Annotated in this window: 13 protein-coding genes; 4 read left to right on the forward strand and 9 right to left on the reverse strand. The window is 62.7% G+C overall.

The genetic code is table 11. The features are described from left to right. Positions 1-70 precede the first annotated feature (70 nt). Both QM716_RS28850 and QM716_RS28855 read right to left on the reverse strand, forming a co-directional pair. Positions 71-934: a MaoC/PaaZ C-terminal domain-containing protein gene (locus QM716_RS28850; RefSeq protein ID WP_283307700.1), complete on the reverse strand. Its 864-nt coding sequence runs from the start codon at positions 932-934 to the stop codon at positions 71-73. Further along, positions 934-2,280 (reverse strand): 3-oxoacyl-ACP reductase, encoded by a 1,347-nt coding sequence (locus QM716_RS28855; RefSeq protein ID WP_003945596.1) that lies wholly within the window; start codon positions 2,278-2,280, stop codon positions 934-936. Before QM716_RS28855 ends, QM716_RS28850 begins: the two co-directional genes overlap by 1 nt. A 130-nt stretch (positions 2,281-2,410) precedes the next feature. Here QM716_RS28855 and QM716_RS28860 point away from each other — a divergent pair, with 130 nt between their 5' ends. Continuing rightward, the gene (locus tag QM716_RS28860; protein WP_021343064.1) at positions 2,411-3,766 is read left to right on the forward strand and encodes an acetyl-CoA C-acetyltransferase; all 1,356 of its coding nucleotides are present in this window, start codon (positions 2,411-2,413) and stop codon (positions 3,764-3,766) included. 294 nt (positions 3,767-4,060) lie between these two features. Next, positions 4,061-6,340: a VanW family protein gene (locus QM716_RS28865; protein ID WP_283307666.1), complete on the forward strand. Its 2,280-nt coding sequence runs from the start codon at positions 4,061-4,063 to the stop codon at positions 6,338-6,340. A gap of 4 nt (positions 6,341-6,344) precedes the next feature. Here QM716_RS28865 and QM716_RS28870 read toward each other — a convergent pair whose 3' ends face one another. The 3 genes from QM716_RS28870 to QM716_RS28880 form a co-directional block, all read right to left on the reverse strand. Continuing rightward, positions 6,345-7,328 (reverse strand): LLM class F420-dependent oxidoreductase, encoded by a 984-nt coding sequence (locus QM716_RS28870; protein ID WP_283307667.1) that lies wholly within the window; start codon positions 7,326-7,328, stop codon positions 6,345-6,347. 85 nt (positions 7,329-7,413) lie between these two features. Further along, positions 7,414-7,902 (reverse strand): hypothetical protein, encoded by a 489-nt coding sequence (locus QM716_RS28875; RefSeq protein ID WP_283307668.1) that lies wholly within the window; start codon positions 7,900-7,902, stop codon positions 7,414-7,416. Next, positions 7,899-8,144 (reverse strand): helix-turn-helix transcriptional regulator, encoded by a 246-nt coding sequence (locus QM716_RS28880; RefSeq protein WP_283307669.1) that lies wholly within the window; start codon positions 8,142-8,144, stop codon positions 7,899-7,901. The genes QM716_RS28875 and QM716_RS28880 overlap by 4 nt, the downstream gene beginning before the upstream one ends. A 64-nt stretch (positions 8,145-8,208) precedes the next feature. Between QM716_RS28880 and QM716_RS28885 the strand changes: the two genes are divergently transcribed. After that, the gene (locus QM716_RS28885; RefSeq protein ID WP_283307670.1) at positions 8,209-8,787 is read left to right on the forward strand and encodes a nucleotidyltransferase family protein; all 579 of its coding nucleotides are present in this window, start codon (positions 8,209-8,211) and stop codon (positions 8,785-8,787) included. Here QM716_RS28885 and QM716_RS28890 read toward each other — a convergent pair. Beyond that, a complete protein-coding gene (locus QM716_RS28890) occupies positions 8,784-10,796 on the reverse strand; it encodes a YhgE/Pip domain-containing protein (protein WP_283307671.1) in 2,013 nt (670 codons plus the stop codon). The genes QM716_RS28885 and QM716_RS28890 overlap by 4 nt on opposite strands. A 5-nt stretch (positions 10,797-10,801) precedes the next feature. Further along, on the reverse strand, positions 10,802-11,524 hold the full coding sequence (locus QM716_RS28895) for an ATP-binding cassette domain-containing protein (protein ID WP_317551385.1): 723 nt from the start codon (positions 11,522-11,524) through the stop codon (positions 10,802-10,804). A gap of 165 nt (positions 11,525-11,689) precedes the next feature. On the opposite strand from QM716_RS28895, the gene QM716_RS28900 reads away from it, so the two are divergent. Beyond that, positions 11,690-12,337 carry a hypothetical protein gene (locus QM716_RS28900; protein WP_283307673.1) on the forward strand — a complete coding sequence of 216 codons (648 nt, stop codon included), beginning with the start codon at positions 11,690-11,692 and terminating at the stop codon, positions 12,335-12,337. A gap of 85 nt (positions 12,338-12,422) precedes the next feature. On the opposite strand, the gene QM716_RS28905 is transcribed toward QM716_RS28900, so the two are convergent. Both QM716_RS28905 and QM716_RS28910 read right to left on the reverse strand, forming a co-directional pair. Next, positions 12,423-14,258, reverse strand: a complete 1,836-nt coding sequence (locus tag QM716_RS28905) for an acyl-CoA dehydrogenase (protein ID WP_283307674.1) — start codon at positions 14,256-14,258, stop codon at positions 12,423-12,425. A gap of 89 nt (positions 14,259-14,347) precedes the next feature. After that, positions 14,348-14,980: a class I SAM-dependent methyltransferase gene (locus tag QM716_RS28910; protein WP_283307675.1), complete on the reverse strand. Its 633-nt coding sequence runs from the start codon at positions 14,978-14,980 to the stop codon at positions 14,348-14,350. Positions 14,981-14,988 lie beyond the last annotated feature (8 nt).

A 14,988-nucleotide genomic window follows, 5' to 3' on the forward strand; every position in this document is an offset into this window, starting at 1 on the left:
CAGCGCATCCAAGGCGCCGAAAGGTACGTTCGCTCAATTGGGGTGGGTAGGAAACCCGACAAAACCTAGGTCAGCGCAGCGTCGCAGTGACGTGCGGGTAACCCTTCTTCGGGTGACGCAGCGACAGATCCCAGCCGCCATCGGTGCGGTCGGCGTAGGCATTCAGCGTCGCCGGCAGCAGGATCGGCTTGCCGAAACGCACGCTGTACGTGACCTTGTCCGCGACGGAACCCTCGACGGTCCGCAGAAGGGCTGCGGCACTCCACATTCCGTGAGCAATGGTCTTCGGAAAACCGAAAGCCTTGGCGCCCAGAGACGAGACGTGGATCGGATTGCGGTCGCCGGAGACCGCGGCGTACTTGCTGATCGTGGTCTGGTCGACGCGGATGGTGCTCATCGGCATCGGCGGGACCTCGTCAGCCTTGGGTTCCGGTCCGGGCTGGCCGGACAGCGAGGTCTTTTGCTGGTTCAGGAAGCTCGAGGTCTGTCGCCAGACAAGTTCCCGTCCCACCCGAATTTCGGTGACCACGTCGATCAGCAGGCCCTTGCGGTGCTCACGCAGGTTCTCGGCATGCACCGAGAGGTCCAGCGGTTCGCTGACGGAGATGGGCCGCAGCGATTCGATGACGTTCTCGGCGTGAACGGAACCGACGGCGGCGAAGGGGAAGTCCTTCGACACCATCAGCTTCATCACCGTCGGGAAGGCCAAGGTGAAGGGATAGGTGATCGGCTGAGTGTCGCCGAACCGCAGTCCGGTCACGCGGCAGTACGCCGCCAGATTGTCGGTGTCGACCTTCAGTCCGGTGAGGGTGAAGGTCTGCTGTGGCACCGAGCGCGAGTGGGACTTGTTCCACGGCAACAATCCCAGGACCGCGCGGGAGTAGATGTCGAGGGTCTTCGGCTGCTCGGTGAGCGCGACGGTCTTTGTTGCCATCATGCGCCCAGAAGGCTCTGGCCACAGACGCGAACGACCTGTCCCGTAACGGCATTGGAGGCCGGGCTTGCGAAGTATGCGACGGTCTCTGCGACGTCGACGGTCTCGCCGCCCTGCAAGAGCGAGCTCATGCGACGGCCGGCTTCGCGGGTGGCGAAGGGGATGGCTGCGGTCATGGCCGTCTCGATGAAGCCCGGCGCGACGGCGTTGATGGTGATGTTCTTCTTCGCCAGGACCGGAGCTTCGGCGTGAACGAGGCCGATGACGCCGGCCTTGGAGGTGCCGTAGTTGGTCTGGCCGCGGTTGCCCGCGATGCCGGCGATGGAGGAGACGTCGACGACGCGGCCGCCTTCCTTGAGGGCGCCCTTCTCGACGAGGTGCTCGGTGATCTTCTGCGGTGCAAGAAGATTGACGTTCATGACCATGTTCCAGCGACCCTCGTCCATGTTGGCGAGGGTCTTGTCGCGGGTGATGCCTGCGTTGTGGACGATGATGTCGGCTCCGCCGTGACGCTCGAGGAGATGAGCTGCGAGGACCTCGGCTGCGTCGGCTGCCGTGACGTCGAGGGCGAGGGACGTGCCGCCGACCTTGTTCGCGGTCTCGGACAGTGCTTCGCCGGCGGCCGGGATGTCAGCGCACACGACGTGCGCGCCGTCGCGGGCAAGCACCTCGGCGATGGTGGCGCCGATGCCGCGGGCTGCGCCGGTGACGACGGCAACCTTTCCTTCGAGCGGCTTGTCCCAGCTCGCGGGCGCGACGGAATCTTCAGCACCGACGACGATGACCTGGCCGTCAACGAAGGCGGACTTGGCCGAAAGAAGAAAGCGCAGAGTCGATTCCACGCCGGAAAGTCCAGTGGAAGCCTTGGGGGAGACGTAGACCAGCTGAGCGGTGGAGCCGCGCTTGATCTCCTTGCCGACGCTGCGGGTGAAGCCTTCGAGGGCGCGCTGTGCGACATGCTCGTCGACGCTCGACGTTTCTTCCGGCGTCGTGCCGAGAACGACGACGCGAGCCGACGGTGCGAGGTTGCGGATCACGGGCTGGAAGAACTCGAACAGCTGCTCGAGCTCGCTGACCTGAGTGATTCCGGTGGCGTCGAACACGAGTCCGCCGAAGCTGCTGTCGTGCGCCTGAGCCGCGGGGTAGTCGGAGAGCAGTACGCGCAGTGGTTCTGCGAGCCGACCCTTGCCGCCGATGAGGACTGGTCCGGCGAGTGCTGGTTCCCCTGCTTTGTAGCGACGCAGGTTCTCGGGCCTGGGCAGGCCGGCCTTCGACGCGATGAATGCGCCGGGGGCGGACGAGAGGAACTGTGAATAGAGGTCGGGAGCTCCCTTGCTGGCTGCCACGGTCCTACCTTCTGTTGTGTTTCGGGTTGTCTCTCACCGGGCAATCGGAAGAATGCGGCGATAGACAAGTAACTTACTACTGAGTAAGAATAGTCTTCAACAGGTAATCGCACCATCCTTGGAGACGCAAGTGACAAGCAAAGCCCGTTCAAATGCAAAGCCCGCCGCACCTCGCACTGCACCGGCCGCAGCCGCTGCGAAGTCCGCAGGTCAGCGCCGTCCGGTTGCGATCGTCGGCGGAAATCGCATTCCGTTCGCACGCTCGGACAAGGCGTACGCACAGGCGTCCAACCAGGACATGTTCACTGCGACGCTCGACGGTCTGGTGAGCCGATTCAATCTGCAGGGCGAGAAGCTCGGCATGGTCGTCGGCGGTGCGGTGCTCAAGCACAGCCGTGATTTCAATCTCATTCGCGAGTCCGTTCTCGGCAGCGCGCTGAGCCCGTACACGTCGGCGTACGACCTTCAGCAAGCGTGTGGCACCGGACTGCAGTCGATCATCGCCGTCGGCGACGCCATTTCGGCCGGCCGCATCGATTCCGGCATCGGTGGCGGCACGGACACCACGTCCGATGCTCCGATCGGCGTCAACGATCAGGCACGCGAGTTCCTGCTCTCCCTCAACCGCGCGAAGTCCACGGGCGACCGCATCAAGCTGCTCGGCAATGTCCGTGCGGGCATGCTCGGCCTCGAAATTCCGCGCAACGGCGAGCCCCGCACCGGCAAGTCGATGGGTGACCACGCTGCGATCACCGCCAAGGAATTCGGTGTGAAGCGCGAGGACCAGGACGAACTTGCCGCTGCCAGCCACAAGAACATGGCAGCTGCCTACGACCGCGGTTTCTTCGACGACCTCGTCACCCCGTTCCTCGGTCTGACCCGCGACGACAACCTCCGTCCTGGTTCGACCGTCGAGAAGCTGTCGACGCTCAAGCCGGTGTTCGGCACCAAGCTCGGCGATGCGACGATGACTGCCGGCAACTCGACGCCGCTCACCGACGGTGCTTCGGCAGTGCTCCTCTCCACCGACGAGTGGGCAGCCGAGCGTAATCTTCCGGTTCTGGCGCACCTCGTCGATTCCGAAACCGCTGCCGTCGACTACGTCCACGGCAAGGACGGGCTGCTCATGGCTCCCACCTACGCGATCCCGCGTTTGCTGGCCCGCAACGGTCTCACCTTGCAGGACTTCGATTACTACGAGATCCACGAAGCCTTCGCTTCGGTGGTTCTCGCAACCCTGCAGGCTTTCGAATCCGACGAGTACTGCAAGGAACGCCTCGGCCTCGACGGCGCACTGGGCTCGATCGACCGAAGCAAGCTCAATGTCAACGGATCGTCCTTGGCTGCAGGTCACCCGTTCGCGGCAACCGGCGGACGTATCGTCGCTTCCCTCGCCAAGATGCTCGCCGAAAAGGGTTCGGGCCGCGGCCTGATCTCGATCTGTGCCGCCGGCGGCCAGGGTGTCACGGCGATTATCGAGCGGTAATCGCTCCACAATCTCCCCACGTGCGTGAAAACTGCGCTCACCTGCAGTGATCGGCGCGAGGGGATGCGTAATCGGGGATCCGGCCACGAGGGGTGGCCGGATCCTCGAACTCTTTGCAAACTTTTTCGCGAAGGCGTGTAACGCTGCAGAATAGCTACCGATATTCATGACAGCCCCGTGTTGCTGCCTGACCCCCGACCTGGCAGCAGCGCGGGGCTCTCGTATGTCCGGATATCCTGTAATGAGTTGTCGGTGAGCGCCGCAGCGACGGTTGATGCAGCGAGGAGCCAACAGGTGAGTGACGAAGAGGGTCCGTCCGTCGAGAAGACGAACAACGAGGACTCGTCCCTCCCAGAGCAGGCGCTCGAGTCGGTCGAAGAGACCGAGTCGGTCGAGGAACCCCAGACCGCTGAGGACACCGAGCCAGTCGTCGAGGCTGAATCAGTAGAGCTTGAATCAGCAGAGCCTGAACCGGTCGAAGCACCGAAGCCTGTCGACGAAGACGCAATCGATTCCACAGAAGCGACCGTCGACGAACCAGCGCTGGACGAAGAAGTTGCTTCCACCGAACCAACTGTCGACGAGCTGTCCGACAACGAACTGACCGACGACGAATCGGCAAACGAAGTCACCACCGTCATCCCCGTCGTCCCGGCCGACGACGCACCGCCGACGGAAGTAGTCGACTCGGCTCCGGCGACCGAAGCCAGCGACGAGCAGACACAGCAGTTCGAGCCCCCGGCAGTGGTGGTTCCCCCGAAGCCGCCGCGCCCCGAGTTCGTGCAGCAGTACGACACCCAGCAATTCGAACCCATCCAGCAGCAGTACGAGCCTGTTGTCCGCGAATCAGAGGTAGTTGCACCCCCGCCACCGCAACAACCAGTGGCGCCCGCTCCGGCTTCTTCCCGCAAGTGGGTCAAGCCGGCGATAGCGGTCGGCGCCATCTTTGCCGTTGCAGCGATTGCCTACGGGGTGGACATCTTCACGTCGTCGGGGAAAACACCCCGAGGCACGCAGGTCGCCGGGGTCGACATCGGTGATCTCACGCCCGCCGACGCGGAAACCACGCTGCGCGCCGAACTCGGCCCAAGACTTGTCGAACCCGTAGCCGTACATGCCGGCGGCGTCGACTCCGAGATCGTTCCCGCGTCTGCGGGTGTAGACGTCGACTGGTCGGCCACGTTGTCCGGTGTGAACGCTCAGCCCATCAACCCGATCACCCGCATCACGTCGTTCTTCGGCTCTCGCGAGGTTCCGGTCGTGTCGACCGTCGACCAGGGGGCGTTGGACGCCTCGATGTCGCAGCTTGCTGCGAACAGCGATCGTGCACCCGTCGAAGGCGCAGTCGTATTCGAGGACGGGAAGGCGACGGGTGTTTCACCCGCAGCCGGCCAGGCGCTCGAAGCGCAGAAGGCGGGCGCCACGTTCGCCGCGGAGTGGTCTGACGGTGGCATCGTCGATCTTCCGGTCGACGAAGTGCCGGTCACCGTCACTCAGGCCGGTGTCGATCGCGCACTGCAGGAGATCGCTATTCCGGCCGTCTCGGGTGACGTCGTGGTCAACGGCCGTGACGGCAAGGTCGCGACGCTCGGCGTCGACCAGATCGCCGAGGTCTTGACCTTCACTCCGGATGCTTCCGGTGGGCTGACCCCGCAGTACAACACGGATGCCGCGATCAAGATTCTGACTCCGCAGTTGGTGTCGACGGAAGTACAACCCAAGGACGCGTCGTTCACCTTCGCCGGTGGTAAGCCGACGGTTGTGCCTGGTGTTGTCGGTGACCTGATCAACTGGCCGGACACGGTCAAGGAACTTCCGGTTCTGCTGGGCAGCACGGCTTCTCGGGCAACCCCTGCCGTGTACGGTCCGGTCCCACCGGCATTGACCACCGAAGCCGCGGACGCACTCGGCATCAATGAGGTGATCGGCGAATTCACCACCGGTGGTTTCGAATACGCGTCCGGTGTCAACATCGGTCTGGCTGCGTCGGAGATCGACGGTGCGGTCATCAAGCCCGGAGATACGTTCTCGCTCAACGAATACACCGGTCCGCGCGGTGCCGCTCAGGGATACGTCGAGTCGGGGATCATCAACAACGGTCGCCCGGACAAGGCCGTCGGCGGCGGTATCAGTCAGCTTGCGACGACGCTCTACAACGCAACGTACTTCGCAGGCATGGACGACGTTGCACATACCGAGCACAGCTACTACATCTCGCGGTACCCCGAGGCTCGTGAGGCGACCATCTTCGACGGTGCGATCGACCTGCAGTTCCGTAATCCGGCGAAGACCGGCGTGATGATCGAGACGATTGCGACGTCGTCGAACATCACCGTTCGGATCTGGGGAACCAAAACCGTCGATGTCGCTTCGACGACGGGCCCGCGTACGTCGCCGACGTCACCGAACACCGTGACGTTGCCGGAGGGGCCTGGCTGTGTGGCTTCGAGCGGTGCGCCCGGATTCACGGTCAGCGACACTCGCGTGATCACCGACCACGCGAGTGGCGCCGAGATTTCCTCGAACACCCGGACCGTCAAGTACGACCCGGTGCCGATCGTGAAGTGCGAGTAGGGAACTACTTGCCGACGAGTGGGCCGAGGGTGCGGCCCGCGAGGTCGACGATGCCTGGCTCTTCGCCGTTGGTGATCAGGTTGATCACGACGCCGTCGATGCCGTGGTCGAGGATGCGTGTCTGAACCTGCTCGGCGACGTCGTCCGGGCTGCCGACGAAATGACGTTCGGTGGCTTTGGCGACAACGTCTTCCGGCGCTGTGGTGATGTCGAGACCACGTTCCGCGAGGAATGTTCGCTGATGCGCGCGAGCCTTGTCGCCGTCCTCGTCGATCATCATGAACGTCAGGAAGCTGGTCTCGAGGGTTGCGGGGTCGCGGCCGGCTTCGTCGCAGCGCGCCGCAAGTGCTTCCATCTTGCGCGGCAGTTCCGACGGGTCACAGATGATGTTGAGGTGATCCGCGAAGCGAGCGGCGAGCCCGAACGTCTTCTTCTCGCCGCCGCCGCCGAGCAGGATCGGCAAGTCGTCGCGGACGCGGGGCTCGTTGATGGCGTCGTTGACGTGGTACCACTTGCCGTCGAAGGTGGGACGCTCACCGCGGAGCATCGGCGCGATGATCTGCAGTGCTTCGTCGAGTTTCTGGAAGCGTTCGGTGAATGTTCCGAACTCGTATCCGAACGAATTGTGTTCGAGTTCGAACCAACCGGCGCCGATGCCGAGAATGGCCCGACCGCCGCTCACCACGTCGAGGGTGGTGACGGTCTTGGCAAGCATGGGCGGATTGCGGTAGGTGTTTCCCGTGACCAGTGCAGACAACTGGATGGTCTCGGTGGCCGTCGCCAGCGCGGAGAGCGCCGAGTAGGCCTCGAGCATCGGGGCGTCCGGCGCTCCGATTCCGGGGAGTTGGTAGAAGTGATCCATCACGAATGCAGTGTCGAAGCCTGCGGCTTCGGCTTCGCGGGCCTGCGCTATGACGGTGGGGAAGAGGTCCTTGACCGGACCGCCGTAGCTGAAGTTGGGCATCTGGTATCCGAGGCGAGTGCTCACCGTTTCGACGTTACTCGCGATCGGTTGACCTGGCACGATTTTACCAACTCTATGGATTCCGTTGTGCTGGGCAGACTTCCGCAATTCAGAGAAGTTCTTCGGCCGCTTCGCGACGCTTGGCACGCTGCTGGTGGTGCTTTACGCCCAGGATGGCGGCTGTGGCGCCGACGAGTGCACCGACTCCAGCGCCGGCCCAGGTCGCGATTCCGTCGCCCGGGCGAGTTACGAGTTGGGCGACGACGCCGATCAATGCGATCAGATAGACGGATCCAGCCACGAGAGATCGGGGCTGGAGACCCTTCATGCTTGTGTAGACGTCGACGTCGTGAGCCTGCGCGTAGCGGAGCACCACCATCGAGCAGATAAACCATCCGATGACCAGTCCCAATGAAATCCATGCGCCGGTTCGTCCGGCAACCCACGGAAGAACTGCCGCTGCGATCAACGTGATCCAGTAGGCGAATTGGAACCCAACCGCCGAGGCTTCGTTCCAGACGTCGCGCTGACGCTCGTCCTTGTAGAAGTCGTCGTCCAGATCTCCGACGAACCGCATTGCCTTCATGATGGTGCTCATGCCGTCTCCTCTGGAATTTCTGTGATGAGTTCCGATTCGGGTAGGGGGAAGAGTGCTTCGACGGTGGCCCCCAGCGCCAGTGCCAGGCGAAGTGCCAGGTAGACGCTCGGTGCGTAGTCGCCGCGTTCGACGGAGACGATGCTCTGTCTGCTCACTTGGCCTGCTGTGGCCAGTTGTGCCTGGGTGAGGCCGGCGAGGCGTCGGTGCTCCCGCACGTTGTTGTCGCCAGCCTTTCCAGTCATGGGAAAAGTAAAGAATACTTGTCACGCGATGTCAAGTTTGCTTGTCATATGGAAGGCTGACGGTATGCGTGAACGATTTCTCGAGATCGCCCTGGCCAATCCTGTGGTCGCAACGATCGTGGATCGGGCGCCGAAGTTGGAGTTGGCTGAGTGGTACCTGACGGCGGGCGGGCTTTTTCACACCGTCTGGAATCACATCGACGGTCGTGACCCCGGGGCCGGGATCAAGGACTACGACCTCTTCTATTTCGACGCCGACGATCTGAGCTACGAAGCGGAAGATCGCGTAATTCGTTCGGCCGCAGAACTGTTCGCCGATGTGGATGCCGATATCGAAGTGCGCAATGAAGCCCGCGTGCACCTGTGGTACGAGCAGCATTTCGGGATTCCTGGCGTTCCGTTCACCAGTTGCCGAGACGCTATCGACCACTTCGCTTCCACAACCTGCTGTTTCGGGATCACCAAGGCATCGGACGGCACCGTGGACGTGTATGCCCCGCACGGGTACGGCGATCTTTTCGACATGATCGTCCGCCCCAACCCGGTGCTCGCACCGAGAGAGGTGTACGAGGCCAAGGCGGCACGGTGGCGTAGGGAATGGCCTGCGCTGACCGTGGAGCCTTGGCCCGAGAGCTGGACCTAGACCTCGATCGGTGGATGCAACCTGTCCATGGTCCATTGCCGATTTCGGCGTGCAGCAAGTGAACTGGCGCCGAGTGAGGCGACGAGAAGGCCACCGAGGACGGCGATCGAGACCCACAGCCTCGAGTCGATACCTCCCACTGTGAGTTGTCGTAGCCCGTTCACCGCGTAGGTCATCGGGTCGAACGGGTGGATGATCTGGAACGGTTTCGCGGTGGTTTCGACGGGATAGATGCCGCCGGCCGAAACCAGTTGCAGCATCAGGAAGGCCAGGGTGATCACGCGTCCGACGGATACCCCGAAGACGGCGTTGAATGCCTGGATCAACGCCATGTAGGTAGCAGTGATGAGCATCAGGAACCCGACGGTACCGAGGGCGTGCGTGGGGTGCAGGCCGACGGCGAAGTGCACGACCAGGTACATCACGATTACCTGGCAGATGCCGATGAGCAATGCCGGCCAGTACGAGGCGAGGACTACCCGCAGCGCGCCGAGCCCGTTTGCGATGGGCCGGTTCTGGAGCGGCTTGAGCAGCATCCAGGTGATGATGCCTCCCACGAACAGCGCGAGAGGCAGGAAGAACGGAGCAAAACCGGTGCCGAAGGTGCTTGCCCGGTTCTCGTAAGTTTCCTGCAGTTCGACCGGGCTGGAGAGGGTTTGAGCGGTTGCGGTTCGCTGCTGATCGGTCCAACTGGGAATCTGGCCGGCGCCCTCGGTGAGTTTGGTTGCGAGTTCGGAGGATCCGGCACGAAGTTGCTCGGTGCCGTCTGCAAGTTTGGCCGCACCGTCGGAGAGTTGGACGCTGCCGTCGGTGAGTTGAACCAGTCCACTACTGAGGGTTTGAGCTCCGTCGTTGACTTGTTGACCGCCGTCACGCAGCTGCACCAGACCGTTGCGGAGTTCACCGCCGCCGTTTGCCGCGGCATTCAGCCCGGCTCGGAAGGTGCTCGACGGATCGTCGAGTTGGTAAGCGAGTTGTTGTGCACCGCTCTCGAGTTCGCCCAGTTGGCCCATGGTCGCTTCACCGAAACCCTGAGTGCGCAGCATGTCTTGGGCAGGTGCGAGGGCATTGGCGATCTGTTGGCTGACGGGATCCGGGTTCAGCCGAAGGCTGGCCACTGCCTGCCCGACCAGCTGTGCGACGTCTGCTTGTGTGTTCCCGAGGACGCTCAGCTGGTCGACGACCTGGGTGACGCCACCACTGAGTTGGCTTGCGCCGTCGCCCAGTTGGACAGCTCCGAGATCGAGTTGACCCAAACCGTCGGTCAGTGCGAGGACACCGTCCGTGGCGGTGTTGATACCAGTCGAGAGTTGCGCCGTACCGCCGGCAAGGGTGGCTGCACCGTCACGTGCGGTGACCATGTTGTCGGCCAGCGTTTTCGAGCCCGACGCCAATTCGCCGGCTCCGGCATTGGCCGTGTTCACTCCGGCCGAGAGCTGGAGCGCTCCGTCGGCAGCCTGCTTCAAACCTGCACCCGCGTCGGTCAATCCGACCAGAACCGTCTCGACCGACTGCGCGCCGATCTTGTCGCTGACTTGGCTGAGGACCTGCTGGGCGGCATTTTGACCGATGATGGTACCGAGATAGTTGTTGACGTCGTTGAAGGTGAACTGCAACTGCGCTTTGTGGGGGTCCTTGGACGTCGGGGAGGCAACGGCCTCGCTGAAATTCTCGGGCAGAGTGAGAGAGAAGTAGTACGTGCCGTCCGAAACTCCCTGTGCGGCTTCCTGCTGTGAGACCAGGTGGAGATCGAGCTCACCGGAATCGAGCAACGCTTGGCTTACCTCGTCGCCCGCGTTGAGTTCCTGCCCCTGGACCATCGCGCCACGGTCGGTGTTGACCAGCGCGACGGGGACTTTGTTCACCTCACCGAACGGATTCCAGAAGGCCCACAAGTACATCGCGCCGTACAGGAGCGGCATCAAGATGATGGTGACAAGTGCGATCCTGGGCATCGCGCCGCGGGAGAACCGCTTGAGTTCGGTTCCGAGAGACATTCCAGCGAGCATCGCGGTTACCTCGCCCCTTCTTGGTCGGGATTGGTGACTTCTTGGAGCAAGGTGACGGCATCGATGGGTGATCCGTCAGGCAGCGGGTTGACGGTCGACGCGATGATGGTCTGGTAGCTCCCCATCTCGACGAGTCGCTCGACGAGATATGCGCGCTCGGAGTCACGCCGCACCTGTTCGAGATCGTCGACGACCAGCAGAGCCGGCTTCTTCGTGTTCGCGACCGCGATGCGCAGCAGGGTCGCCTCGAGTTCGCCGAGGTCGCTGACGTATCGGCCGAGTGCAGGCAACGGATGATCGCCGAATACGGGAGCACACACCGCTTCGAGTTCTCGATCCCCGGCACGTCCGATGAGCTTGTACCAGGGTGCGTCCCAACGGATCTGCTCGGTGATCAGATCGCGGACGGTGACGGACTCGGCAAGCTCGTCGATGTCCTCGAACCCGGCGATCGAGGCGATCTCGAAGATCTCACGGGGACGGGTTCGACCGAAGACGGAGAGCGATCCGGAACTGGCTTTCATTCGCCCGCTGAGTGTCAGAAGTAAGGACGTACGTCCTGAACCGGCCGAACCTTCGAGGATGGTCACACCGCCCGCACGAATTTCGAGATTGACGTGTCCGAACACCGGCCCCCATGGGCCGTCGAGCGCCAAGTCCGTGGCAGTCAATGCCAGGTCGGGGGCGTAATCGGGTTGTGCGTGCTCTGGTGCGACCACGATGATCACCTGTCTGTTGATCTACTCGGCCTTCGAAAGAACCGAGTGCTGGTTCAGTGGACGTTCGTGCTCACCCAATCACATCGTCAAGGGGCGAGCGGTCCCACGAATGGGATGTGTCGGACACATTCGGGAACTTGGAGACCGAACGGTATGTATTCTGTTGGAAACGGAATGAGGGGAATAGAGGTGCCGGTTCGTAGACGCGGTATGTGCGTGTTGCTTGTCATGGCCGCCCTGTCGGTTGTCTCCTGCGCCGGTGAGCGCGAGTCGCCCCCGTTCGTGTCCAGCGAGAGGCTTTTCGAGTTCACCGGTCGCAATGTCGGACCGTTGACGTTGCCGCCCTTGCCTTCCGAAGGGCCCGAGTCCGAAGCAGCGCCCTATGGAGCGATCACCCTGACCGGTGGGTGGACCGGCGCAGCCAGTGTCTCGCTGCCCGGATCCGTCACGTGTTTCGAGCACAACTGGGCGGATTCGCTGCCTGCCGGGCACCGTCAGTGGGCCTACGAGGTGCACACCAGTTCCTTCTACGAATACGACGGCGGCGGCGAATATCCGGGACGTGATTTCCAGTTGCAGGTCTACGTGAACGAAAAACCGGAACTGGGTCAGCACGGGGCGGCGATCATGAAGTTCTCGGATCAGAGCGGACAGTTCGTCTCCTTCGGCGGCGTCGACGACAAGTCCATCGAAATAGTCAGTTCTCCAGATCGCAGGCGTGTGGCGCTTTCCCTGGCGGGAACGGCGGCACGACCCGGCGAACAACCGACGAGTTCCGTACTGTCCGCGCAGATCAGTTGTCCGGCTGTCGAGCGCAGATGATCGCAGACGACATCGAGCGCTGACAACAAAAATGCCGGCCCCGAAACATTCTCGGGACCGGCACTTTTCATGAATCAGGAACGAATCAGAATGCTGCTTCGTCGATCTCCATGATGTCGTTCTCGGTGTTCGCGACGATCTCACGCGAAGCGGTGAGCTCCGGCAGGACGTTCTTGGCGAAGAAGGACGCGATGGCGACCTTGCCCTCGTAGAAGCTCTTGTCCTTGTCGGAAGCGCCGTTGTCGAGTGCTGCGAGAGCGATCTCGGACTGACGGAGCAGCTGCCAGCCGATGAGCAGGTCGCCGACGGACATCAGGAAGCGGACGGAGCCGAGGCCGACCTTGTACAGCTCGGTGGGCTGCTCCTGAGCTCCCATGAGGAAGCCGGTGAGCGTGGCGGCCATGGCCTGGACGTCTTCGAGTGCGGTGGCGAGCAGTGCGCGCTCCGCCTTCAGACGGCCGTTGCCGGCTTCGCTGTCGATGAAGGTCTTGATCTGTCCGGCAACGTGAGCGAGCGCGACGCCGCGGTCACGGGCGATCTTGCGGAAGAAGAAGTCCTGAGCCTGGATGGCCGTGGTGCCTTCGTACAGCGAGTCGATCTTGGAGTCGCGGATGTACTGCTCGATCGGGTAGTCCTGCAGGAAGCCGGAGCCGCCGAGGGTCTGCAGGCTGTCCGTCAGGTACTGGTACGCACGCTCGGAGCCGACGCCCTTGACGATCGGGAGCAGCAGGTCGTTGACGCGGAACGCGGTGTCCTTGTCTGCGCCCGAGACATGTTGGGCGACAACCTCGTCCTGGTGCGCTGCGGTGTAGAGGTATACCGCACGCAGGCCTTCGGCGTATGCCTTCTGCATTGCCAGGCTGCGACGCACGTCGGGGTGATGCGTGATGCTGACGCGCGGTGCCGCCTTGTTGGTCATCTGGGTCAGGTCGGCACCCTGCACACGCTGCTTGGCGTAGTCCAGTGCGTTGAGGTAACCGGTCGAGAGGGTGGAGATCGCCTTGGTGCCCACCATCATTCGAGCGTGCTCGATGACGTCGAACATCTGCGCGATGCCGTTGTGGACGTCGCCGACCAACCAGCCCTGTGCGGGGACGCCGTGGCCACCGAAGGTGAGCTCACAGGTGGTGGACGCTTTGAGACCCATCTTGTGCTCGACGTTGGTGACGAAAACGCCGTTGCGCTCGCCGAGGGTTTCGGTCTCGAAGTCGAAGTGAGTCTTCGGGACGAAGAACAGGCTCAGGCCCTTGGTGCCGGGTCCGGCGCCTTCGGGGCGTGCGAGAACCAGGTGGAAGATGTTTTCGAACAGGTCATCCGAGGTTGCGGACGTGATGAAGCGCTTGACGCCTTCGATGTGCCAGGAGCCGTCGTCCTGCTTGATGGCCTTGGTGCGGCCTGCGCCGACGTCGGATCCGGCGTCGGGCTCGGTGAGGACCATGGTGGCACCCCATCCGCGTTCGACGGCGGTGGCGGCCCACTTCTTCTGCTCTTCGGTGCCGTTGTGGAACAGCACGTCGGCAAACGAGGGTCCGGCCTGGTACATGAATGCTGCGGGCTGAGAGCCGAGGAGCATTTCAGAGATTGCCCACACGACGGAGCGGGGAACCGGTACGCCACCGATTTCTTCGCTCAGGCCCATCCGGTACCACTCGGCGTCCCACATCGACTTGAAGGACTTCTTGAAGGACTCCGGGAGCGTCGCCTCGTGGGTCTCCGGATCGAAGACAGGCGGCTTGCGGTCGGTGTCTGCGAACGCCTCGGCAAGAGGGCCCTCGGCCAGACGCGCGACCTCGGCCAGCATGTTGCGGACGGTGTCGGCGTCCAGGTCGCCCCAAGCGCCTTCGCTCAGCGGCTTTTCCAGTCCGAGAACCTCGAAGAGGTTGAACTCCAGGTCCCGAACGTTGCTCTTGTAATGGCCCATGTCTTCTGCTTCTCCCAGTGAGGTGGTGCGGTCCAGCACTCCTAGTACCGCCCGAAGTTTATTACTCGTCGGTAACTTAATACATGTTACTAGCCGTTCTTTGCATTGCCAACACCGGATTTGCGTCCGATGACAAGCGCGTCGATCGCGATTCCCGTTTCGGTGTGCCTGTGGGGATTTCCGGCGATCTCGAACTTGAGCTTTCCGCGGAACTCTTGCATCAATTCTTCTGGTGTGTAAAGGATTTCGGGATCTTGCGGTCCGCCGACGCCGTAGTCGATATTGCTTCGGTCGTGACCCAAAATCATGAGGATTCCGTCAGGTTTCAGAGAATTTATGGCACGGTTCACAACCAGGGTGCGTTGTGGTGCGGGCAGATGAAGGTAAAGAAGCAGTGCCAAGTCGTAGTCATGCCCGTTTCCGGGGGCGTAGTCCGTGGCGGTGACGTCTCCACATCGGTAGTCGAGCCGGTCGAGGACCGATCGGGGTGAGCGGGCCGCGATCGTGCGAGCTTTCTCGATCGCCACGGCCGAGTAGTCGATGCCGGTGACCTCCCAACCGCGGGTTGCGAGCCACAACGCGTTACGGCCCTCGCCACACGCCAGGTCCAGTGCCTGGCCGTGGGGGAGGGCCGTTGCGTATTCCACCAGTAGTTCGTTGGGAGGAGCGCCCCAGACGAGCTCGGATTCTTCGTACTTCTTGTCCCAGGCGGCCGCATCCATAGATGACG

It is taken from the genome of Rhodococcus sp. IEGM 1409 (assembly GCF_030056735.1).
Taxonomy (GTDB): Bacteria; Actinomycetota; Actinomycetes; order Mycobacteriales; family Mycobacteriaceae; genus Rhodococcus_F.

Coding starts and splice junctions, on each gene's coding strand:
- QM716_RS28850 (WP_283307700.1), bottom strand. CDS start 934: ATGGCAACAAAGACCGTCGCGCTCACCGAGCAGCCGAAGACCCTCGAC.
- QM716_RS28875 (WP_283307668.1), bottom strand. CDS start 7,902: ATGAGCACCATCATGAAGGCAATGCGGTTCGTCGGAGATCTGGACGAC.
- QM716_RS28880 (WP_283307669.1), bottom strand. CDS start 8,144: ATGACTGGAAAGGCTGGCGACAACAACGTGCGGGAGCACCGACGCCTC.
- QM716_RS28885 (WP_283307670.1), top strand. CDS start 8,209: ATGCGTGAACGATTTCTCGAGATCGCCCTGGCCAATCCTGTGGTCGCA.
- QM716_RS28890 (WP_283307671.1), bottom strand. CDS start 10,796: ATGCTCGCTGGAATGTCTCTCGGAACCGAACTCAAGCGGTTCTCCCGC.
- QM716_RS28900 (WP_283307673.1), top strand. CDS start 11,690: ATGAGGGGAATAGAGGTGCCGGTTCGTAGACGCGGTATGTGCGTGTTG.
- QM716_RS28905 (WP_283307674.1), bottom strand. CDS start 14,258: ATGGGCCATTACAAGAGCAACGTTCGGGACCTGGAGTTCAACCTCTTC.
- QM716_RS28910 (WP_283307675.1), bottom strand. CDS start 14,980: ATGGATGCGGCCGCCTGGGACAAGAAGTACGAAGAATCCGAGCTCGTC.